This is a genomic window from Cystobacter fuscus DSM 2262, from assembly GCF_000335475.2.
Classification (GTDB): domain Bacteria; phylum Myxococcota; class Myxococcia; order Myxococcales; family Myxococcaceae; genus Cystobacter; species Cystobacter fuscus.
On sequence record NZ_ANAH02000074.1, the window covers coordinates 38,126 to 58,970 of the forward strand.

The 20,845-nt window shown below is 70.4% G+C and carries 21 protein-coding genes and 1 pseudogene; 17 read left to right on the plus strand and 5 right to left on the minus strand.

Annotated features, from left to right (window positions below; all coding sequences use genetic code 11):
- The first annotated feature begins 87 nt into the window (after positions 1 to 87).
- The 6 genes and pseudogenes from D187_RS48190 (at position 88) to D187_RS48215 (ending at position 4,776) form a co-directional block, all read left to right on the plus strand.
- Positions 88 to 2,079 (plus strand): S9 family peptidase, encoded by a 1,992-nt coding sequence (locus D187_RS48190; protein ID WP_002628753.1) that lies wholly within the window; start codon positions 88 to 90, stop codon positions 2,077 to 2,079.
- An 81-nt stretch (positions 2,080 to 2,160) separates the two neighbouring features.
- Positions 2,161 to 3,126 carry a TerC/Alx family metal homeostasis membrane protein gene (locus tag D187_RS48195; RefSeq protein WP_020918778.1) on the plus strand — a complete coding sequence of 322 codons (966 nt, stop codon included), beginning with the start codon at positions 2,161 to 2,163 and terminating at the stop codon, positions 3,124 to 3,126.
- Positions 3,127 to 3,326: 200 nt separating this feature from the next.
- Positions 3,327 to 3,776 (plus strand): Fur family transcriptional regulator, encoded by a 450-nt coding sequence (locus D187_RS48200; protein ID WP_002628751.1) that lies wholly within the window; start codon positions 3,327 to 3,329, stop codon positions 3,774 to 3,776.
- Between the two features lie 340 nt (positions 3,777 to 4,116).
- Positions 4,117 to 4,353, plus strand: a pseudogene (rpsR, locus tag D187_RS59130) (30S ribosomal protein S18); the annotation flags it as partial.
- 37 nt (positions 4,354 to 4,390) lie between these two features.
- On the plus strand, positions 4,391 to 4,555 hold the full coding sequence (gene rpmG / locus D187_RS48210; RefSeq protein ID WP_002628749.1) for a 50S ribosomal protein L33: 165 nt from the start codon (positions 4,391 to 4,393) through the stop codon (positions 4,553 to 4,555).
- A gap of 32 nt (positions 4,556 to 4,587) precedes the next feature.
- A complete protein-coding gene (locus tag D187_RS48215; protein ID WP_002628748.1) occupies positions 4,588 to 4,776 on the plus strand; it encodes a hypothetical protein in 189 nt (62 codons plus the stop codon).
- Positions 4,777 to 4,845: 69 nt separating this feature from the next.
- On the opposite strand, the gene rpmB is transcribed toward D187_RS48215, so the two are convergent.
- On the minus strand, positions 4,846 to 5,082 hold the full coding sequence (gene rpmB, locus D187_RS48220) for a 50S ribosomal protein L28 (protein WP_002628747.1): 237 nt from the start codon (positions 5,080 to 5,082) through the stop codon (positions 4,846 to 4,848).
- A 12-nt stretch (positions 5,083 to 5,094) separates the two neighbouring features.
- Positions 5,095 to 5,397, minus strand: coding sequence for a 30S ribosomal protein S14 (rpsN, locus tag D187_RS48225; protein WP_002628746.1), 303 nt, complete (start codon positions 5,395 to 5,397; stop codon positions 5,095 to 5,097).
- A 240-nt stretch (positions 5,398 to 5,637) separates the two neighbouring features.
- On the opposite strand from rpsN, the gene D187_RS48230 reads away from it, so the two are divergent.
- From D187_RS48230 to D187_RS48250, 5 genes are all read left to right on the plus strand, one after another.
- The gene (locus tag D187_RS48230) at positions 5,638 to 6,291 is read left to right on the plus strand and encodes a hypothetical protein (protein ID WP_438356985.1); all 654 of its coding nucleotides are present in this window, start codon (positions 5,638 to 5,640) and stop codon (positions 6,289 to 6,291) included.
- 59 nt (positions 6,292 to 6,350) lie between these two features.
- Positions 6,351 to 6,920 (plus strand): hypothetical protein, encoded by a 570-nt coding sequence (locus tag D187_RS48235; RefSeq protein WP_002628744.1) that lies wholly within the window; start codon positions 6,351 to 6,353, stop codon positions 6,918 to 6,920.
- A gap of 6 nt (positions 6,921 to 6,926) precedes the next feature.
- A complete protein-coding gene (locus D187_RS48240) occupies positions 6,927 to 7,577 on the plus strand; it encodes a hypothetical protein (protein WP_002628743.1) in 651 nt (216 codons plus the stop codon).
- A gap of 43 nt (positions 7,578 to 7,620) precedes the next feature.
- A complete protein-coding gene (locus D187_RS48245; RefSeq protein WP_002628742.1) occupies positions 7,621 to 8,352 on the plus strand; it encodes a putative metal-binding motif-containing protein in 732 nt (243 codons plus the stop codon).
- Between the two features lie 101 nt (positions 8,353 to 8,453).
- Positions 8,454 to 9,680, plus strand: a complete 1,227-nt coding sequence (locus D187_RS48250; RefSeq protein WP_002628741.1) for an Ig-like domain-containing domain — start codon at positions 8,454 to 8,456, stop codon at positions 9,678 to 9,680.
- A 10-nt stretch (positions 9,681 to 9,690) separates the two neighbouring features.
- Here the strand turns inward: D187_RS48250 and D187_RS48255 are convergent, their stop codons facing one another.
- Together D187_RS48255 and D187_RS48260 are read right to left on the minus strand one after the other, a co-directional pair.
- On the minus strand, positions 9,691 to 10,518 hold the full coding sequence (locus tag D187_RS48255; RefSeq protein ID WP_002628740.1) for a hypothetical protein: 828 nt from the start codon (positions 10,516 to 10,518) through the stop codon (positions 9,691 to 9,693).
- Positions 10,515 to 13,046 carry a TonB family protein gene (locus tag D187_RS48260; protein WP_043435732.1) on the minus strand — a complete coding sequence of 844 codons (2,532 nt, stop codon included), beginning with the start codon at positions 13,044 to 13,046 and terminating at the stop codon, positions 10,515 to 10,517. Before D187_RS48260 ends, D187_RS48255 begins: the two co-directional genes overlap by 4 nt.
- 67 nt (positions 13,047 to 13,113) lie before the next feature.
- Between D187_RS48260 and D187_RS48265 the strand changes: the two genes are divergently transcribed.
- From D187_RS48265 to D187_RS56210, 6 genes are all read left to right on the plus strand, one after another.
- Entirely contained in the window at positions 13,114 to 13,998 is an 885-nt protein-coding gene (locus tag D187_RS48265) for a hypothetical protein (RefSeq protein ID WP_051256861.1), read from the plus strand.
- 146 nt (positions 13,999 to 14,144) lie between these two features.
- Positions 14,145 to 14,846, plus strand: a complete 702-nt coding sequence (locus D187_RS48270) for a hypothetical protein (RefSeq protein ID WP_002623788.1) — start codon at positions 14,145 to 14,147, stop codon at positions 14,844 to 14,846.
- A gap of 239 nt (positions 14,847 to 15,085) precedes the next feature.
- On the plus strand, positions 15,086 to 16,534 hold the full coding sequence (locus tag D187_RS48275; protein WP_076606362.1) for a hypothetical protein: 1,449 nt from the start codon (positions 15,086 to 15,088) through the stop codon (positions 16,532 to 16,534).
- Positions 16,535 to 16,736: 202 nt separating this feature from the next.
- Positions 16,737 to 17,651: a metallophosphoesterase gene (locus tag D187_RS48280; protein WP_002623790.1), complete on the plus strand. Its 915-nt coding sequence runs from the start codon at positions 16,737 to 16,739 to the stop codon at positions 17,649 to 17,651.
- A 213-nt stretch (positions 17,652 to 17,864) separates the two neighbouring features.
- Positions 17,865 to 18,485, plus strand: coding sequence for a hypothetical protein (locus D187_RS48285; RefSeq protein WP_002623791.1), 621 nt, complete (start codon positions 17,865 to 17,867; stop codon positions 18,483 to 18,485).
- 102 nt (positions 18,486 to 18,587) lie between these two features.
- Entirely contained in the window at positions 18,588 to 18,761 is a 174-nt protein-coding gene (locus D187_RS56210; RefSeq protein ID WP_002623792.1) for a hypothetical protein, read from the plus strand.
- Positions 18,762 to 18,792: 31 nt separating this feature from the next.
- Here D187_RS56210 and D187_RS56645 read toward each other — a convergent pair whose 3' ends face one another.
- Complete coding sequence (locus D187_RS56645; protein ID WP_162159774.1) at positions 18,793 to 20,748, minus strand: sensor histidine kinase; 1,956 nt, start codon at positions 20,746 to 20,748, stop codon at positions 18,793 to 18,795.
- Positions 20,749 to 20,845: the final 97 nt, after the last annotated feature.

Sequence of the window (20,845 nt, forward strand, 5' to 3'; positions counted from 1 at the left end):
CCCCCCCCTGCCTGGAGCGCGACGTCGCCTGGGGATGTTAGAAGCGGAGGAACGCTTCATTCATGCATTCCATGGAAGGGCCAGCACATGACGCTCGCAAGCCGGGAAGCGCCCTACGGCGCCTGGAAGTCCCCCCTCACCGCCGAGCTCATCGCCTCCCAGTCGCTCTCGCTGGGCGAGGTGGCCGTCGATGGGGAGGACGTGTACTGGCTGGAGGTGCGCGCCAACGAGGGGGGCCGGCACGTCATCGTGCGGCGCACCGCGGAGGGCACGCACGCGGACCTGCTGCCCGCGCCCACCGAGGGCCGCGCGGCCTATAGCGCGCGCAGTCTCGTGTACGGCCGGGGCGGCGGCTCGTTCACCGTGTCCGAGGGGCGGGTGGTGTTCGTCAACCACGCGAGCGGCGGCGCCCACCCGGATCAGCGCCTGTACCGGGTGAACCCGGGCCGCACGCCGGTGCCCATCACCCCGGACACGGGCGGCAAGCACCGCTACGCGGACCTGAGCATCGACCGGGCGCGCCACCGCGTGCTGTGCGTGCGCGAGGACTGGCGCAACCTCCAGGAAGGCCAGCCGCGCATCGCGCTCGTCGCGGTGGACATCGACGGGCAGAAGCAGACGGTGCTCGCGCAGGGGCGCGACTTCTACTCCTCGCCGGTGCTCAGCCCCAACGGGCGGCGCATCGCCTGGCTCGCGTGGGACTACCCGAGCATGCCGTGGGACGGGTGCGAGCTGTGGGTGGCGGACGTGGACGAGGAGGGGGAGCTGCGTCACGCGCGGCTGGTGGCCGGTGGCTCCACCGAGTCCATCTTCCAGCCCGAGTGGTCGCCCCAGGGCGAGCTGTACTTCGTGAGCGACCGCAACAACTGGTGGAACCTCTACCGGCTGCAGGGGCGCAACGTGGTGCCGGTGCTCGAGCGCCGGGCGGAGTTCGGCACGGCCCAGTGGAGCCTGGGCATGTCCACCTACACCTTCATCTCGCCCCGGCACGTGGTGTGCGCCTTCAACGAGCAGGGCCAGTGGAAGCTGGGGCGGCTGGACGTGGTGCTCGGCCAGTTCTCCGAGCTGGCCACGCCCTACACGGACATCTGCCATGTGCGCGGGGGCTTCGCCACGGCGTACTTCGTGGGCGGCGGGCCCGAGCAGCCCGCGAGCGTGGTGCGGCTGGACATGGAGTCGGGCAAGCCCCAGGTCATCAAGGCCGCGAGCACGGTGCCCGAGTCGCTCCTGCCCTACCTGTCGCGCCCCGAGCCCCTGCACTACCCCACCACCGAGCTGGGCGAGTCGCACGCCTGGTACTATCCCCCCACCCACCCGGACTTCCGCGCGCCCGCGGGCGAGAAGCCGCCCCTGCTCATCCTCAGCCACGGCGGTCCCACGGGCGCGGCCTCGACGAAGCTGGACTGGACCATCCAGTACTTCACCAGCCGGGGCTTCGGCGTGGTGGACGTCAACCACCGGGGCAGCACGGGCCATGGCCGCGACTACCGCCTGTCCCTGTACGGCAACTTCGGCGTCATGGACGTGGATGACTGCGCCAACGCCGCGCTGCGGCTGGTGCAGGAGGGCCGCGTGGATGCCCGGCGCCTGGTGGCGCGGGGCGCTGGCATGGGCGGCTACACCACCCTGTCGCTGCTCGCCTTCCGGGACATCCTGCGCTGTGGCACCAGCGTGGCGGGCGTGTCCAACCTGGAGTCCCTGGCGGACAACGCGGAGAAGTTCGAGGCGCACTACCTGGATCAGCTCCTCGGCCCCGTGCTCGAGTCCCGGCAGCTCTTGCATGACCGCTCCCCGGCGTTCCACGTGGACAACCTCAAGCGCAGCCCGCTCTTGTTCATCCAGGGCCGGCAGGACTCGCGGGTGCCCTCGCGGGAGACGGAGGAACTGGTGCGCAAGCTGCGCGCGCACGGGGTGCCCACGGCGCTGCTGCTCGTCGAGGGCGAGGCCCAGGCGCCCCGCGGCACCCCCGAGGCGCGCAAGGCCCTGGAGACCGAGCTGTCCTTCTACGCGCGCGTCATGGGGCTCACCCTGGCCGATCCCCTGGAGCCCGTGGTCATCGAGCCCTCGCCCGGCTCCTAGCCCCCCTGGGCACCGTCCGCCCACGGGCGGGCGGGCGGGCGGAAGTTGTGGTCGCCCCGGGCCATCTCCAGCTTCCCGGGAATGCAATCCAATCCGGTATCGCCATGGGAGTGGGGCCTGTTCGCGGTGCTCGTCCTCGGGATGATCATCGTCGATCTCAGGTCCCATCGCGGCACGCATGCCGAGTCGCGCAAGGCGGCCTATCTCTGGAGCGGCGCGTGGATCGCCGTGGGGCTCGGGTTCGCGGGCTTCGTGGCCTGGAGGCACGGAGGCGTGGCGGCACAGGAGTACCTGGGCGCCTACCTCATCGAGAAGAGCCTCAGCCTGGACAACCTGTTCGTCTTCCTCGTCATCTTCTCGAGCCTCGGGGTACGCGAGGATGACCAGCGCCGGGTGCTCTTCTGGGGCATCCTCGGGGCGCTCGTGTTGCGCGGGGTGTTCATCTTCGTGGGGCTGGAGGCGCTGGAGCGCTGGCACTGGGTGGTCTACGGCTTTGGCGCCCTGCTGCTCGTCGCCGCCTGGCGCGTGGCGCGCGCCCCGCACGGCCCGGGGTCGGGGGACAACAAGCTGGTGACGTGGCTGACGCGGCGCCTGCCCGTGACGCGGCACGCCCCGGACCGGGCCTTCTTCACGCGCACGAAGGACGGGTGGCAGGCCACGACCCTGTTCGTCGCGCTCGCCGCCATCGAGTTGTCGGACGTGGCGTTCGCCATCGACTCGGTCCCGGCCGCCCTGTCGGTGAGCCGCAACATGTTCGTGGTCTACACGTCCAACGTGTTCGCCATCCTCGGGCTGCGAGCGCTCTACATCGCGCTGGCCAGCTCGGCGCACGAGCTGCGCTACCTGCGCTTCGGGCTCGCGGCGGTGCTCGCGTTCGCCGCGCTGAAGATGATCCTCTCGGAGTGGATCGAAGTGCCCCCGCTGCCCTCCGTGGCCGTCATCGTGGTGTGCATCGGCACCGCGGTGGGCTTCAGCCTCCGGGCGCGCCACCGGGACACCCACGGACGAGGGCCCCACGACGGGCAGCACGCAGAGGCCCGGGCGTAGGCCCTGCCCCGCTTGCCCTCCGGACGAAAGGGGGGACGAGCGCACAGGCGCCCTGTCTGTCGGGGGAGGAACACGGAGCAGGGGTTCAGGAGTCTCGCACCTGCCTGGAGGGAGGGGGCGGCGCCGGGGACGGTGGGTCCGCGAGGCATCCGGAGCAACCCAGGTGCAAGCGCGCGGAAGTTGGGTTATTCGATAAGACGATGGCCGCCAGGAAAACCACATCTCCACCGACCCTGGGCGAATACCAGGAGCTGCTGCGCTCCTCGGGGCTGCGCAGCACGGCGGCTCGGATCGCCGTCCTCCGGGAACTTGAAGCCGCCACCACGCCGCTGAGTCACGCGGACCTGGTGGACGCGCTCAAGGACGAGGGCTACGACCGCGTCACGCTCTACCGCAACCTCACGGACCTGACCGAGGTAGGCCTCGTGGTGCGCACGGACCTGGGAGACCGGGTGTGGCGCTTCGAGATCAAGCGCGACACGTCGGGCCACCACGACCCGCACCCGCACTTCACCTGCACGGACTGCGGCGCCGTGTCGTGCCTGCCGGCCAAGTCCGTCCGCCTCGCGCCCACCAAGGGCATGCCCAAGTCCGTGGCGGACAGCACGGTGGACATCCAGTTGCGCGGCCTGTGTGACCGCTGCGGCTAGGCCCGCGCGTCCCTCGCCCCCGCGCGGCCTCCGCCTGTCCGCGTGAAGACGCGGGCGCCCCCCGTGCGCCCGCCGCTCCCCTCCCCCTCCTCCAGAGCAGCTCCCCACGGCCCGCGGCCGAGGGCCCCGTCTCGCGCTCGGCGGCCGCCTCCGGGCGCGTCCGCGCCGTGCCAGCCCGAGCCTCATGCAACTGAGTTGCAGAAGCGGGGGAACCCGGGTAACAGATGCAATCCGATTGCACGAATGCCGGGCGTGTTTCCGGCCGCGAGAGGAGCGTGTGCGGATGGCGATACAGACGAGGCACGAGGAGCGCGAGTCCCGGCAACCGGGGCCACCGCGGGGCGACGATGACCGGCGCGGGGCGCGCGGTGGGCGCCGCAAGCCCAACCCGCTCGGAGCGGCGGAGACGGTGGACTTCAAGGACGTGCAGTTGCTCAAGTACTTCGTGTCCGAGCGGGGCAAGTTGCTGCCCCGGCGCATCACCGGCGTGACGGCGAAGCAGCAGCGGCGGGTGGCCCAGGCCGTCAAACGCGCGCGGCACCTCGGCCTGCTGCCCTACCTCCACCTGGTCGGCTAGCCCGACGCCCCCCTCACCCAGACAGGAAGAGCGCACCATGCCCAAGGGCAACCGAACCATCGTCCACCTCGTCTCGAGCGCCGGCAGCGGCTACGTCTACACGACGACGAAGAACAAGCGGAAGTCGCAGGAGAAGCTCCAGCTCAAGAAGTACGACCCCCGCGTGCGCAAGCACGTGCTGTTCGTGGAAGGCAAGCCATGAGGAGGCGGTCCCGGCGTGGAGGAGGAGCCGGAGTGGCGCCCTCGCCGGGGCCGGGCGCGGCCCGGACGCGCGAGCGCTTCCGGGAGTTCTTGCCCCCGGAGCTCATCGACGTGGCGCCGCCCGGCGAGGACGAGGACGGCGAGGACGAGGCCACGCGTGAGCGGCCCAGACACCTGCGGCTCGTGCGCTCCACGGAGCGCGTCTCCGAGCCGGTGTCCTGAAAGACAGACGGGGGGAGGCGCGGGCTGGCGGGCCCGGGCCTCCCCCCGTTGTGGCATCTGGCGTCCCGCTCAGAACTTCTCGCCGCGCTCGCGCAGCTCCGCGATGACGCGATCAATGCCCCGCTTGTTGATGATGCGGATGCCGTGGGCGCTCACGCGCAGCCGCACGAAGCGGCCGAGGCTCGGCACCCAGAAGCGATGCGTCTGGATGTTCGGCAGCGAGCGCGTCTTCGTCTTGTTGTTGGCATGGCTGACGTTGTTGCCCACCAACGGCCGCTTCCCGGTGACCTGACAGACCTTGGACATGGGTGTGGCTCCTCACCAGCTCGACTTGATGACCCCGGGGATTTCCCCGGCCAGGGCCTTCTCGCGGAACGCGATGCGCGACAGACCGAAGCGGCGCAGGTAGCCGCGGGGACGGCCTGTGAGCGTGCACCGATTCGTCACCCGGTTGGGATTGGAGTCGCGCGGCAGCTTGCCCAGCGCCGTCTGCGCCCGCATCCGCTCATCCATCGTGGCCGCCGCGCGGATGGCCTCCTTGAGGGCGGTCCGCCGCTCCGCGTACCGCTTCACCAGCGCCGCGCGCTGCTTGTTCTTCTCGATCTTGCTCGTCTTCGCCATCCGCTGACCGCCTCCTCTTGGGTCATTGAGGGTCCAGGGCCCCAGGCAGTAACCCGGAACCCCTCCACATGCAACCGAGTTGCATTAGAACACGACCAACACCCGAAAAGAACGCCCCACTCAAATGCAACTTGATTGCGTTTGCATGCTGATGGCATAAGCACGGTGTTTCCGCCGAAGGACCGGAAGTCCGGGAGGATCGCGGTGTCACGAATCGTGTGGAGCGTGGGAGTGGGAGGCTTGGCGTTGGCGCTCCTCGCCGCGCCGTGGCTCAGCCAGCCGGGAGACGGAGTCACGGCCGTGCCGGTGGCGGCGGAGCCCCTACCCGAGCCCGTGGCCCCACCGTCCCAGGCCGCGCCGCCCCCGCCTCCCCAGGCCGCGGACCTCGCGCCCCCTCATCCCGAGTCCGTCGCGGCCTCCGCCGTGCACTCTTCCTCGCCCCTGCTCCCGCCGGAACCCAGCCGCGCCGCGAGGCGCTGGCCGCTGACGTCCCGCTCTCTGCACAAGCTGCCCGAGCAGCGCCAGCGCATCGTGAGCGCGCTGCGCGGCCGCTACGCCACCCCGCTCGAGCGCCGCGACGCCGTGCTCGCCGCCTTCGTGTCCTCGGGCGTGAGCCAGGCGGAGTGGACGAGGCAGGGCCGCGAGGCGCTGGCCACCTGGCGCTCCCGCATCGAGGAGCAGGTGCTGCCCATCCGCGCCGAGTCGCCCCGCTGCTACGCCGCCGGGTGCGTGACGCGCGTCACCTTCCCGGACGCGGCCTCCTACGAGGAGGCCCGCCAGCGCGTCCCCAGGCTGGAGCTGAGCGGCGTGGGGCCCCACATGCAACTGCCCCCCGAGTACCTGCCCTCGGGCGAGGTCTCCGTGTCCTGGGCCGTGCTGCCCCCCGAGCGCTGAGCGGCCATCCCTTTTCCACGCATCACCCAGCAGTCCCCCCACCACAAAGGAGTCGCACCATGAAGAACCTGCTCAAGACGGGCCTGTCCACCTGCGCCCTGGCGATGCTGATGACCGGTTGTGGCACCACGGAGGCCCAGGACGCGGCCGCCATGGAGCTGGCCACCGAGCAGCAGGAGCTCGCCGCTCAGTGTGATCCGGCCGAGACGGAGGAAATCATCGAGCACTCCTGCATCCACGCGGAGAGCGGCCCGTTCCAGGCCGTGACCGCCGCGGCGCTGGGCACCGTGCCGTTCGTGGACGTGAACCTCCCCCACACCGCCTACAACGTCACGCTGCCTGGCAGCTGCGACCAGTACGGCGGCTCGGTCATCTTCACCGCCGAGGAGAGCACCGAGTACGCCTTCCTCCAGTCGCGCTACCAGGGCCTGCGCATCTTCGACGGCACCACCGAGATCGGTCTGGAGTGCCGCTCGTACATCTCGGCCAGCGCGTGCGGCGCGCTCAAGAACATCGCCATCGCCCCGCTCGAGGCGGGCAAGGACTACCGGCTCGAGTTCCGCGCCACCCGCGCGAGCGATGCCCAGTTCACGCTCCTGGTCGAGGAAGCCGCTCACGAGCACGAGTAAGCCCCCATGCGCCTGAACTCCCTCCTGCTGCTGACGGCCTGCGCGGCCCTCACCGCCTGCGACCCGACCACGCCCGAGCCGGACGACCCAACACCCCAACCCCAGGGAGATCCCTGCGCCCCGTATGGACACATCCATCGCGAGGCCACGGGGGACTGGTGCCACTGTGATCGCGGCTACCTCGCGGCCACCGAGCGCCTCGCCTGCGTGGTGGATCCGAACTACGTGCCACGCACGGGGTTCGACTTCGGCGACAAGGGCGAGCACGCCTGCTGGCACGTCACGAATGGCCCCTACGCCACGGTGATGGCGAGCACCACGGCCCAGCCCCGCGTGGACGCCTTCCACACGTTCTACACCGTGAAGCTGCGCCCGGAGGGAGGCCAGTACGTGGGCACCTTCCAGTTCAAGTCCTACGCCACCGGCGACTTCATCGCCTACCTGAGCCACGAGGGCGTGCCCTTCTCCTTCCACGAGGGCACGAAGCTCGTGGAGCCGGCCGCCACCGAGCCCATCCCCCCCGAGCTGCGCGACGGCGCATGCCAGGGGGAGCTGGTGCGGATGGTCGGCTACGAGCTGACGGACAAGGTCCAGTACACCGTCACCGTCGGCCCCACGGAACTCTCCGAGCTCTCCCTCGTCATCGAGCACCTGTAGTCCCCGCGGCATCCGCCGCATCACCACGAAAGAGAACGACACCATGAAGCCGACGCGACACATCGCCTGGAGCGCGCTCCTGGGCATGGCCCTCTCCGCCTGCGGTCCCGCTCCCGATGGCGAGGAGATGGAACTCACCTCTCAGGAGCAGGGACTCGAGGCGGGCTGCACCGCCCTCAGCCCCTCCATCGCCAGCCACTCCTGCCTGCACTCGAACACCAGCGCCGACCACGTGGCCGTGACCGCCACGAGCGGCTCCACCGCCTCGACGCCGTCCCTCACCGGCACCCACAAGCAGTTCGACGTGACGCTGCCCGCCGGCGCCACGGGCACGGTGAAGTTCACCCCGGGCACCACGGGCTCCTGGGCCTTCTACCTGAACAAGAGCATCACCTTCACCGCCAAGAGCGGCGCCACGACGCTCGCCTCCGCCCTGGCCAAGACGGTGAGCACGAGCTGCGGTCTGACGAACTACACCGTCTACAACCTCACCGCCGGCACCACGTACACGCTGGAGCTGGGCACCGCCTCGGGCAACCTCGTGGGCGTCATCCCCGAGCGCGTCGAGGACTACAACACCCGCTACTACCAGGACGCGGACGGTGACGCCTACGGCAACAACAACGTCTCCATCCTCTCCGCCTGCGTGCCGCCGGCCGGCTACGTCACAGCCCGGTACGACTGCAACGACAGCAACGCCAGCATCAACCCCGGGGCCGCCGAGGTCACGGGCAACAGCGTGGACGAGAACTGCAACGGCTCGCTGAGCAACTGATCGTCCCCGAGTGAAGCGCGCCGGGGCGGCCTCCCTCTGCTGGGGGGCCGCCCTGGTCGCGTTCGTGTCCTGTCCTTCACCCTCCCGAGGAGTTCCCAACGATGCGTCGCGCGCCCCTTCTGTCCACCGTGCTGTCCTCCTGCCTGCTGGCCCTGTCCGCCTGTGGCGATGCTCCCCCCGCTCCCGTGAACCCCAACCCGGAGCCGGGTAGGCCCTCGGTGACGGCCACCTCGCCCGCCAGTGGCGACGAGGCGCGGCTCCCCGGGGCCCTCACCCAGGTGTCCCTCACCTTCAGCGGGCCCATGGACACGTCCAGGGGAACGCTGCGGCCCTCCTCCGGGCTGGTGCTCGGCGCGCCCACCTGGTCCGGCAACACGCTCACCGCGCCCATCACGCGCATCGGCCATGACGAGGAGCACACGCTCACGCTCGAGGGCTTCCAGGATGCCGAGGGCCGACCCGTGGAGCACACGCTGCGCTTCCGCACCGGGACGGATCGCCCGCGTCCGGTCGTCACCGCCTCCAGCATTCCGGAGGGCGCCCAGGACGTGTATCCCCTGGAGCTGTACTTCGACCACGAGGCGCGCCGCCCGGGCATCTACCCGCGCAAGCAACTGTCGCTGCGCTTCAGCGTCCCCATGCGCACCACCGACGCCCAGGTGAAGCTGGAGAACCACACCGACCCGAGCATCGCGCCGCGCGTCATCACCGGCCAGTGGCGTGACGAGGGCCGCGAGCTGCTGCTCACCCTGCCCGCGCCCGAGGACGGTGGCCCCGGTGGCGCCACCCTGGAGGAGAAGTCCCGCTACACCCTGGACCTGTCCGCCCTGCGCGGCGCCGAGGTGGGCAACCGGCTCGACTCCGTGGCGTTCCTCGGGGACGGCCGGCTGGACTTCACGACCTCGGAGCGGAACGGAGAGCTGGAGCACGCCTGCACCCACGCGCTCGCGAACGAGGCGGAGGCGATCCAGGCCACGACGGGCGAGGCGCCCCCGTTCGGCTTCGCCCCCCTCACCGACACGGGCCACTCGCGCTACCGCGTCACGCTGCCCGGCGAGCAGCAGCACGGCTATACCTCGCTCGTCTCGAAGCCGGACCAGGACGAGCACATCGTGCTCTACCTCGACCGGGAACTCGCCGTGGGCGCCTACGACGGCATGGAGTTCAAGGACGTCGCCGTGAAGGTCGAGGCCGCCCGGCCCGTGTGCACGGGCATCACCCACGTGGCCTCGTTCGCCGCGACCCAGGGCAACCGCGACTATTTCCTGCGCTTCGGGCCCACGCCGGGCGCGGTGTTCGAGTTCATCCTCGAGCGCCACGCCCACTGAGTGAGCCGGGCTACTCCCACGCCGCGGAGAACGCGGTGTGCCGCCGCAGGTTGACGAACAGCGCGCGGTACACCTGGCTCTCCGCGGCCACCTTCACCCGCGTCCCCTCCTCGGGCACCTCCAGGCGCTCGAAGAGGGCCCCCTCGAACCAGCGCCGGGGCTGAAGCTCCAGCACGAACAGCCCCTCCTCCTCCAGCTCCACCTCGATGGGCACGAAGTCCACCCGCTGCATCTCCACCGGCGCGGGGAAGTCCACCGTCACGAGGAAGGGCACGCGCTGCCCCTCGCGCTCGGCAGTCCCCTCCAGCCACACCGAGTGCCCCTCCAGCGCCGCTGCCTCCGCGCCCAGGGCCCTCGAGGGCGGCTGGAGCAACAGCGACAGGGAACGCGCCCGGCCGGCGATCCCCGGCGAGCGCCCGAGCACCCGCGCCTGCCCCGGCTCCGCCAACAGGTCGAACACCACCTCGCGATCCCACTCCCCGAGCACCCGGCCGCCGGAGAAGAAGGACTCGTGCGCGTACGCGCTGGGCACGAGCACCTCGCCCAGGCGGCGCCACCACCGTCCCGTGGGCGCCGGCTGCAAGGGGGAGGCGTTCTCGAAGAGGTAGATGGGACCGAGCACCATGCGCGCGGCCGTGAGCTCCACGCGCCAGCCGGTGTCGGTGGTGAAGTGTCCCGGGCGCGTCTCCCCCGGAGCAATCGCGGTGCGCAGGCCCATGCGGAAGACGATGCCCCGGCCGCCGGTGCCCGAACCCCCACACGCAGCCCCCGCGCCGAGCAGCGCGGCCCCGAGCAGGGTGGTGAAGGCACGGCGGGTGGTGCGTGGTGTCGGGGTCATGGCACGGCCTCCTGCAAGTCCAGATGAACGGTGAGCGTGGCGAGCACGGTGCGAGGTGCGCCCGCGGAGAAGTGGCGCGTGGCCATCAGCGAGGCCGGGGCATCCGGGCCACGGAAGTTGGAGACGTAATTGAACTCGGCCTCGCGCCAGCGCGCGTCGAGCAGGTTCTCCACCGACACGCCCAGCTCCAGCGCCTTCCACCGGGCGCTCGCGGCCACATCGAAGAGGAAGATGGGCTCGCTGAAGCGATCGAGCGGCAGCGGCTTCGGGCCGATGGCGCTGTGGCCCAGCGCGAGCATCCAGCTCACCGGGAAGGTGCCCACGTCGAGCTGGCCGCGCAACGACGCATCCACCCGGCCGATGAGCTGGGGGATGTAGGGCATCACCGTGCCCTCCCAGACCTTCCAGGACGGAGCGCCGGGGGCCGGCAGCGTCGCGTGGGCCCAGGCCAGACTGCCCTGCACGTCCAGGCGCTCGAGCAGGGTGAAGCGCGAGGTGGCGAAGGCCCCCAGGCGCTGGGAGGGACCCACGGGCTGGTTGCGGCCCGCCGTCTCGTCGAAGACGAGGTCTTGCGACACGCGGGTGGTGAACACGGCGCCGCGCGCCTCGAACTCATAGGGCTGCCCCTCCCCGCCGAGCCGCCAACCCAGGCCCGTCTCCACGGCCGTCACGCGCGCATAGGGGGCAAGCTCCGCGTCGGACAGGGCCGCCGCGTCACTGGAGCGCGCGCCCAGGCCCGCGCTGGTGAGCCAGGTGAGATGGGGGGACAGCCGCACCTCGGCGGTGGCGCGGGGGCTCGCGAAGAAGCCATACGCCTCGATGGACTCCTCGGGGATGCGCGGGCCCTGCCGATCCGAGGCGGGCCGGTTCTGGTCCTCCACGGCGAAGAGGAAGGTGTCCAGCCGCACCCCGCCGCGCAGGGTGAGCCAGGACAGCGGCGCGTGCCGCAGCGAGGCGTAGGCCCCCACGTTCGTGGTGCGCACCTGGTTGTCGAAGAGGGTGCCGTAGGGGGCTCCCCCTTGCGCGCGCAGCCGCCGCGAGCGCGTGAGGACGTCGTCGAAGCGCGCGATGTAGCCCAGTTCCAGGGGCAGGGGCTGATCGCCCAGGCGCACGCCCGGCGTGTAGCGGCCGCGCAGGCCCACGGTGAGGCCGCGGTAGGTCTGCTCGGTGGCATCGCCCCGCTGGGACTCGCCAATGGGCGGCACGTCGTTGAGGAAGCCGGTGAAGTTCTCCCGGATGCGCATCTGCCGCATCACCGCGAAGCCCTGCTGTACGAAGCGCCCGCCCCCGCTCAGCCGCGAGCGCAGCTCCGCGGATACGAGGTGCCGCTGCGCCGCCCCACCCTGGTTCGGATCATAGAGGCAGAAGAACTGCGAGTCCGCGTCGGCCTCGCACGGCATGCGCCCGTCCACCACGTCCGTCTCCCGCACCACGCCCGCCGAGGAGAAGCGCGCCGCGTAGCTCGACCCCAACAGCCGCAGCCGCGTCTCGTCGCCCAGGCGCAGCTCCATCTGGGCCATCACCCCCGCGTTGGCATAGGCCCGGTTGGGACCGAAGCCGGGCCCCTGGCGCACGAGCAGCCCCACGAAGTTGGCCTCGCTCGACCCCGGAGGGCCGTACACCAACGACAGCCGCCGCGAGGCGTAGCTGCCCGTGCTCGCCGAGGCGGTGAGGCCGCGCCGCTTCAGGCCGAGCTGGTACTCCACCGTGCCCGCCACCCCGAAGTCGCCCTGCGACGGGTCATAGGGCCCCTCGGTGACGCGCAGCGAGTCCACCAGCTCGGGGATGATGAAGTAGGTGTCCGCGTAGCCATGCCCGTGCGCGTGCGACACCTCGTTGAGCGGCACGCCCTCCAGGCGCAGCTCCACGTCCTTGCCCTCGCCCGCGTCGAAGCCCCGGATGAAGATGGTCTCCGCGTGGCCCTCGCCCCCGTGGTTGGCGAGCATGACGCCCGGAGCCAGCAACATCAGATCCGAGGCGGAGTGGCGCGGCACGTCGGCGAGCTGGCCCACGGAGATTTGAAAGTCTCCCACCGCGGCCGGGGGCGGCGCGGCGGCCTTGCCCCGCACCGTGGTGGCGAACGCGGGCTTCTCCGGCTCGGGGGGCTCGGCGGGAGGCGGCTCGGCGGGTGGAGGCTCGGACGGGGGCGGCGCCTGCTCGGGTTCGCTCACGGCGGGCGGCTCCGAGGGAGGCTCCGGGGGCGGCGCGAGCGGGGGCTCGAAGGTGACGGGCACATCGGCCTGCACCTCCACCGCCACCTCCCCCTGCCTCGCGGGCTGGAAGCGCCAGCGCAGGGCGGCGGCCATGGCGGAGCGATCGAACGCGGGCCCGGCGGACTCGCGCACGTCCACGCGCGACACCTCGCCCTCCTCGTCGATGGTCAGACGCAGGAGCACCACGACGGGCGCCACCGGCGCGGGCTCCCCGGCGGGCAACACGGGAGGCGCGATCTCCACCGCGACGGGAGGGGTCACGGGCTGCGCGGCCACGGCCCCCAGGAGGCAGAACACCAGACAGGAGGTCCACATGGGTCGACTGCCGGGTATACCACCGTCCGCTTGACTTGCAACACAGTTGCAACTACTCCCCGGTTGCATGAGCACACGATCGTGGATGAAGCGGGGCGCGCTGTTCGGGGTGCTGGCACTCGGGGGCGTGGGCTGCGAGCCCGCGGCCGAGGGCGAGGTGCGCGTGACGCTGAGCGGCGGGGACGGAACCCAGCGCGGCTACAATGACCACCTCTTCCAGGATGGCTGGTCCGTGCAGTTCACGAAGTACCTGGTGTCGGTGGGGGACTTCACGCTGACGTCCGCCACCGGGGAGAAGCGCACCGCGGCCGGCCAGGTGCTGGTGGACGTGCAGAAGGGCGACATGCCGCTCGCGCACCTCGAGGGGCTCGCCGCGGGACGCTGGAGCGTGGGCTTCCGCGTGGCCCCTCCCGGCGCGGACACGACACTGCCGGACGGCAACGTGTCCCCGGAGGACCTGGAGCGCATGCGCTCGAAGGGCTACAGCTACTGGGTGGAGGGGATCGCGACCAAGGCGAACGTGGGCGTCTACACCTTCCGCATGGGCTTTCCCGTCAACGCGCGCATGGTGGACTGTGTCAACGGGGTGGACGGCACGCTGGGCATCGTGGTGCCGGAGAACTCCGTGGCCCAGACGGAGGTCACCATCCACGCCGAGCACATGTTCTATGATCGGCTGGGCACCCACCGCGGGGTGCTGCTGCGCTTCGACGCCCTGGCCGCCACCGCCAACGCCGACAAGGTCATCACCCCCGAGGGACTCGCCTCGCAGCGGCTGCTCGACCTGCGGGACTCGGAGGGCCGCGAGCTGAAAGACGCCCAGGGCAAGCCCGTGGTCTACGAGCCGGGCGCCTACACCGTGAAAACGCTCCAGGAGTTCGTCACCCAGAGCATCGTGGACCAGGCGCACCTGAATGGCGGAGGCGTCTGCACCGTGGCCCACGAGGGCTAGACACGGCTCGTTCGGCCGCCCGCCCTCCTCCCGGGCGGCGAATCCCCTCCTGAGGTCGCATGGGTCGGGTTGGCACCCCGGAGTGCCGTCCCCAACGTTTCGCGGCAGGCCATTGAGGCCACTGAACCAACCCTGGAGGGGTCACCATGAAGAAGCTTCTCACCGCCCTGGTCATCACGCTGAGCACCGCCGCCATGGCCCAACAGGCGGACGACACCCAGGCTCAACAGGAGCAGAAGCGCAACGAGGGCCGCCGCATCTCCACTGGCGTGGATGCCACCGACGTGGGACCGGCCATCGGCAACACCGCCAAGGACGTGGGGCAGGCGGTCGGCGGGAGCGGCCAGGCCGCCAAGGAGGACGTGAGCGAGGCGGCCCGGGACGTCAAGAAGGACACGAGCGAGGCGGCCCGGGACGTCAAGAAGGACGCGAGCGAGGTGGCTCGGGACGTCAAGCAGGACACCGAGAAGACGGCGGACAAGCTCGCCCAGAAGGCGGGGATGGCCACCGCCAGCCAGGGCACCTTCAAGAAGGACAAGGCCTTCAGCACCAGCGGCACCTTGAAGAACACCGGCGGCGGCGGCGTGACGCTCGTGCGTCAGGGCCTGCCGGACGCCAACCTGGACGTGCGCCAGGAGACCATCGTGATGCTCGACGGGAAGAAGGTCGACTCGAGCGTCATCCCCGAGGGAGCGCAGGTGCGCGCCCGCTTCCAGCTCGAGGGGGAGGAGATCGTCGCCGTGGAGCTCAACGCCACCAGCCCCAAGGGTGTGAAGAGCAAGGCCCCGGTGAGCCCAAGCACTTCCCAGCCGAGCACCCCGGCGACCCAGCCGCTTCCCCAGCCGTAACACCTCTCACGTTCCCCTAGGGACGTGCGCCGGGCCCGTTTCCCTCTCGGGGAGCGGGCCCGGCCCTTTTTCCACCCCTCGTGCGGCGGTGCGAGGACCTGGGGAGTGAAAATCCTTTCCCTCCCTGGGGAGCCCCCTGCCACGGGCGTTCCCTCCACGGGCAACTGTCCTGCTGGGCATGGCGCTTGCTGTACTCCGGACAGGGCCCGTACCGGGCCCACGGAAGAAGAGGACGGAACATGCGCGGATGGGTGGGGGCGTGGGCGTTGGGAGCGTTCGTGGCGACGGGATGCGGGATGCCGGAGGAACCGGTGACTCCACCGGAGGGCAATGGAACGCCCATCGTCGCCGAGGAGCCTCCTCCAACGAGCGAGCCCGTGACGAACCCCGGGCCCGTCGAGCCACCTCCTCCCACGGAGGAGCCGAACACCCCGGTGCAGCCGCCCCCCACCGAGCCACCGCCTCCCGTGGCGGAGCCCACCGTGGGCCCGTGGCCGGACGAGGCGCTCGTCAACTACTCCAGCCGCTACGGGCTCGGCGCCAGCATCCAGGGCGTGGCGGTGGATGACGCCTACAACATCTGGCTGCTCGATGGGGAGCGCATCGGCGTGCTGCGGCCCGGCGACAGCGCGCCCCGGTGGACGAGCGGCGTGGGCCAGGCGGCCGGAGGGTTTGGGTATGACCAGCGGGCCCTGGGCTCGAGCGTCATCTGCGGTGGCAGCGCGGGCCGGGCCTACGTGGGCTACCTCACCTACGAGCTGGACACCGCCTTCATCTACAGCCCGGATGGCAGCGACTTCCCCAACTACAACAACCCGGATCCCACGCGCTTCGACCCCGTGAAGTACGAGGAGTACCTGAAGGGGGACCTGGACGTGGTGAAGCTCGGGGCGGAGGGCCAGGTGGTGCTCGAGGAGCACCTGAGCCGCTCGGCGCGCAGCAACGGGCCGCGCGACATCGGCATCCGCAACACGAATGATCACCACTTCGACGAGGACCGCTCCGTCTTCACCTGCGTGAAGGTGATGCGCGGCCAGCACCGGGGAGACCTCTACATCGGCACCAACCACGGCGTCACCCGCATCCGGGGGCTCGAGTACAACAGCCACCGGCACCCGGTGTGGTTCAAGCCCAAGCCCGATGGCGGCCAGACGCAGATGGCGGGCTATACCTATGGCCTGGGCATCGCGCAGAACGGGGACGTGCTCATCGGCAATGACTGGAACCTCGGCGTGGTGACGCCCTCGGTGGCGCTGGCGGACTGGGACCGGACGAACGACACCCTCAACCCCGAGAAGCTCAATTCCTATCTGCCCGAACTCAACTCGCTGGAGGACAAGGACTTCTGGCGCTCGCTGCAGCAGACGACGGACGGGAGCTACTACGCGGCCAGCAAGGACTTCGGCCTGTGGAAGTTCACCATCGCCCGCCGCTCGGAGGCCCATGGCACCAAGGTGACGGGGCTGCCCACGGACGCGCTCAGCTCGCTCGCCGCCACGGATGACGGCTCGCTCTTCATCGGCACGCGGGGCTTCGGGCTGTGGAAGCTGGATGCCCAGAAGCAGCTCACCCACGTGGAGGGAGTGGACGGGGTGAGCGTGACGCAGCTCGTCTATGATCCCACGGTGAAGCCGGCGATGCTCTACGTGCTCACCAACGCGGGCCTCACGGTGCTGCGCGGGAACTGAGAGCCGGCTGCTCGATGCCCCTCCCCTCGGGCCAGGGGAGGTGTGCGTTCGGCGAGGGTGGGAATTTCTTTCCACCCTCCCGCCTTTTGCTGGGGCTCGCTGTCACCGGCTGGAGACCGGGCGAGCGGACACAAGCCCCCCTGTCGTCGAGGGTGGCCGGTGTCCTCTACACTGCCAGCCGTTCCGTGACGGAAGGAAATGCATGGCCCTGAGACTCGCCCGCCGCCGCTCCGCCCTTGAGACCGCCCCGACCGCTTCTGGCTCCGCCGCGCTGTCCCTGCAGCGCAACACCATGCGGCGCAACGAGCTCAAAGCGCCGGGGCCGGATCCGCTGCGGCCCGAGGCGCGGCTGCGCTGGAGGGACCACTTCACGCTGTCGGAGAACGTGCTGCACGTGCCGGGGATGCACCGGGAGCATGACGGGCTGCGGATCGCGCACCTGTCGGACATCCACGTGGGGCAGGCGACGTCGGCGGTGCGCATCCGGCGCGCGGTGGCCGAGGTGAACGCGCGCGAGCCGGACGTCATCTTCCTCACGGGCGACTACGTGACGCACAGCCCCAAGCCGCTGCCGCGCGTCATCGAGTTGCTGGCGGGCTTCAACCGGCCGGTGTTCGCGGTGCTGGGCAATCATGACCATTGGGTGGACGCGCACTACCTGCGCACGGGCTTCGAGCGCCTGGGCTACACGGTGTTGCAGAACGAGCACCGGGTGGTGCAGGTGCGCGGCGCGCCGCTGACGGTGCTGGGCATCGACGATGGGCGCACGCACCGGGACGACGTGGAGGCGACGTTCCGGGGGGCGCCCGAGTCGGGCACGCGGCTGGTGCTCACGCACACGCCGCCCACCGTCGAGAAGCTGCCCGAGAATGGCAATCTGGTGCAGTTCTCCGGGCACACGCACGGCGGGCAGTTCGTGGTGCGAGGGCTCACGGAGGCCATCTTCCGGCGCGCGGGCCAGCCGTACATCCAGGGCCACTACCACGTGCGTGGCAATCAATTGTACGTGAACATGGGTCTGGGTTTTGGCTTTGGCGGTCCGTACCTGCGCCGCGGCACCTATCCCGAGGTGGCCTTCTTCACCCTGCGCCACGCCGAGGCGGCGAGCGCGCACTGAAGTTGCCGTAGCTTCGTCTGATCCGAAAAGCAGACCACGCACCTCGGACAGTGGCGCAACGCGCTGTCCGAGGGTGAGGTGCACGGAGAGGACGAGGAAGCCGTCGTCCAAAGGACTGGCGAAGTCCCGAGCTCGGTCGGAATGTTGACCGAGGGACGGGGTGTGCTGGGCTGCCCTGGAGAACCCCGTCCAGGAAGAGGAACACCGCGCCCCATGCCCACAGCCCCCTTTGAAGCACTCGAATCCCTTGGGCAGCGCTGGGAAGAGGCATCTTCTCCAGAAGAGAAGGAACGGCTCCTCCTCGCCATGGATGCGCTCAGGTTCGTGTTGGCGACCGGCCAGACCTACGACCTCCAAGCCTATCGCGAGAGTCTTGAGGCCCAGGCGCCTCCTCTCGTGGTCGCGACCTTCGACACGCGCGAGGCGGCTGATGCCTGGCTGAAGGCCACCCCCAGGCCACCGCATCATGCCTATGTGTTGATCGCGGGCGAGTATCACGTCGTCATGTATGTCCCGGAGCTGAATCACCGCAGGCTGATCTCGCACCCCGTTTTGGAGTTCTATCTCGCGGACACGATTCGAGAGGGGCTTCCCGCTCCGGTCGCGACCTTCAAGACGAACGAGGAAGCCCAGGCGTGGCTTGACCATCAACCCGAGCCACCACGTCAGGTCTTCATCACCATCGCAGGCGACTACTACCTCGTCGTGTACAACCACCGGGTGAATCTCCGCGCGATGTACCCCGCGAAGTCGGAGCAGAAGGATATGGAGGGGAATCAACCCGGAATCCCCTCGGTGAGTGGTCCGCCGTCACCAGATTCACAGGAGAGCTGATGACGAGGTTGCCTTCAGGCACACCCCATCCTCCGGCTCGCATCCTTCATCGCGGGCTATCGCGCCTGCCAATCCACGAATGGCCTCCAGGATGAGGAGTACATGCTGTTTCGCGATTGGCTGCGCGACGTGAAGGGAGAGTTCCCGCCGGAGGGATGGGACCAGAAGTACCTGAGCGACTGCGCCGGAGACCACGAGCGCGCCATCCACAAGTTCCTCGACTTCGTCGCCGAGTTCGTCGCCCTGCGCGAGCAGCAGCGCCCGCGCCGGGGATGAGACAACTCCCACCCATGGGAGGGGCAGGCCCCTACTCCGTGGGGCACTCCTGGGACCGCGGTTGGAACGCGGCAGTCCCCATCCCCTGCGGCGCCTCGGGCTCGGCCGCGGGCGCGTCTTGCGAGTCCCGGGGCAGGCGCACGGTGAACGTCGTGCCGTCCTCCGCCGTGGAGCACACCGACACCGTGCCCTGATGCGCCAGCACGAGCTGCTGGACGATGTACAGCCCCAAGCCCAATCCACTCCCCCGTCCCGTCCTCGCCGGCCCCGCCTGCCGGAAGGGATCGAACAGCGTGTCCAACAGGTGGCTCGGAATGGGCGTCCCCCGGTTGGAGATCTCCAACACCCTCCACCCCGCCCCCTCGTCCCGGCACCGCACCCGCACGGGCGTGTCCAGCGGCGTGTGCTCCAGCGCGTTGCCCACCAGGTTGCTCACCACCTGCGCGAGCCGCTCGAAGTCCCACACCCCCTCGCACGCCCCTTCAATATCCAACAACAGCGTGCGCTCGGGGTGCACCGCCATCATCTCCTCCACCACCTGCTGGCACACCTGCGGCAGGCCCGTGACCGACAGGTGCAGCGGAATGCGCCCCGCCAGCCGCGCCCGCGTCAAATCCAGGATGTCGGAGATCATGTTCCCCATGCGCGCCGCGCTCGTCTCGATGCGCTGCAACAGCCGCTGGTGCAGCACCGGCACCCCCCGCCGCCCCAGCTCCCGCGCCGACAACGCAATCGCATGCAGCGGCGAGCGCAGGTCATGCCCGAGGATGCCAATGAAGCGCTCGCGGAAGCGCGCCTCCTCCGCCATGCGCTCCAGCGCCCGCTTGCGCTCGGTGATGTCCATGATCGAGCCGATCATCCGCTGCACACCGCCGCGCGCGTCTCGCGCCGCCCGGCCCCGGTCCAGCACGTCCACGTACGTGCCATCCTTGCTCCGGAAGCGGTACTCGGCCGTCCACGACTCGCCCCCTTCCGCCACCAGCCGGTGCAGGCTGCCCACCACCCGCTCCCGGTCCAACGGGTGGACCTGCTCCGCCCACCAGGACACGTCCCCCATCTCCTCGGGGTGGTAGCCGAACATCCGGTGGCAGGCCTCGCTCCAGTAGATGTGGCCCGTGGCGGGCAGCCACTCCCAGAGCACGTCGTTGGTGGCGAGCGCCGCCAGGCGGTAGCGCTCCTCGGCCGCGCGCACCGCCTCCTGCGAGCGCAGGCGCTCGGTGATGTCCATGGCCACGCCCAGCACGCGCAGGGGCAGGCCCTCCTCGTGGAAGGACTGGCCCACCACCTCGTAGGTGTGCACCGTGCCGTCCGGCCACGGGCCTCGGAACTGGAAGGCATGCGCCCCCGCGGTGGAGCGCATCCGCGCGAAGGCCTCGGCGATGCGCACGCGCTCCTCCGGTTGGGCGCGCCCCAACAGCCACTCCACCGTGTTGCCCAGCCCCTCCGGCGGCGCCCCGAAGAAGTCCTCGGCGTTGGCGGACAGCGAGAAGCTCCCCCGCGCCTCCGACCACTCCCACGTCACCATGTGCGCCGTCTCCAGCGCCAGCGACAGGTACGCCTCGCGCTCACGCGCCTCGCGCTCCTGCTCCAGCGCCTCGCGCGCCCGCTCCAGCGCCTCGCGCAACACGCGCTCGCGCTCATGGGCCTCGGTCCGGTCGGACAGCCACAGCGCGAACCCATCCCCCTGCTTCACCGCTCGCGCCTGGAACCAGCGCTCCTCGCCGCCCCGCCGCACGTGCAGCTCGAAGCCGAGCGGCGCGCCGCCCTCCACCACCGCGCCGAGCACCTCCGGCTCCGGCAGGCCCGCCACCCCCTGCCACGCCGACAGCGCCCGCGACGGTGCCGACACCCACGGCTCGGCCGCCGGATTGAACGCCGTCCACTCGAAGTCGAGCAGTACGCCCGTCTCACCCCGCACCGACTGGAACAGGATGTATGGGTCGGGATACTCCCCATGTAACGCCCCGGTGTGAGCGAGCCTGGCCATTCCCGATGAATTCACGCGCTTCCCCCCGTCGACCCGCTCCCAGTCGAGCATGGAGCCTCGGGGGAGGCGCGGGTACGAACGCGCGACAGTATGGCAC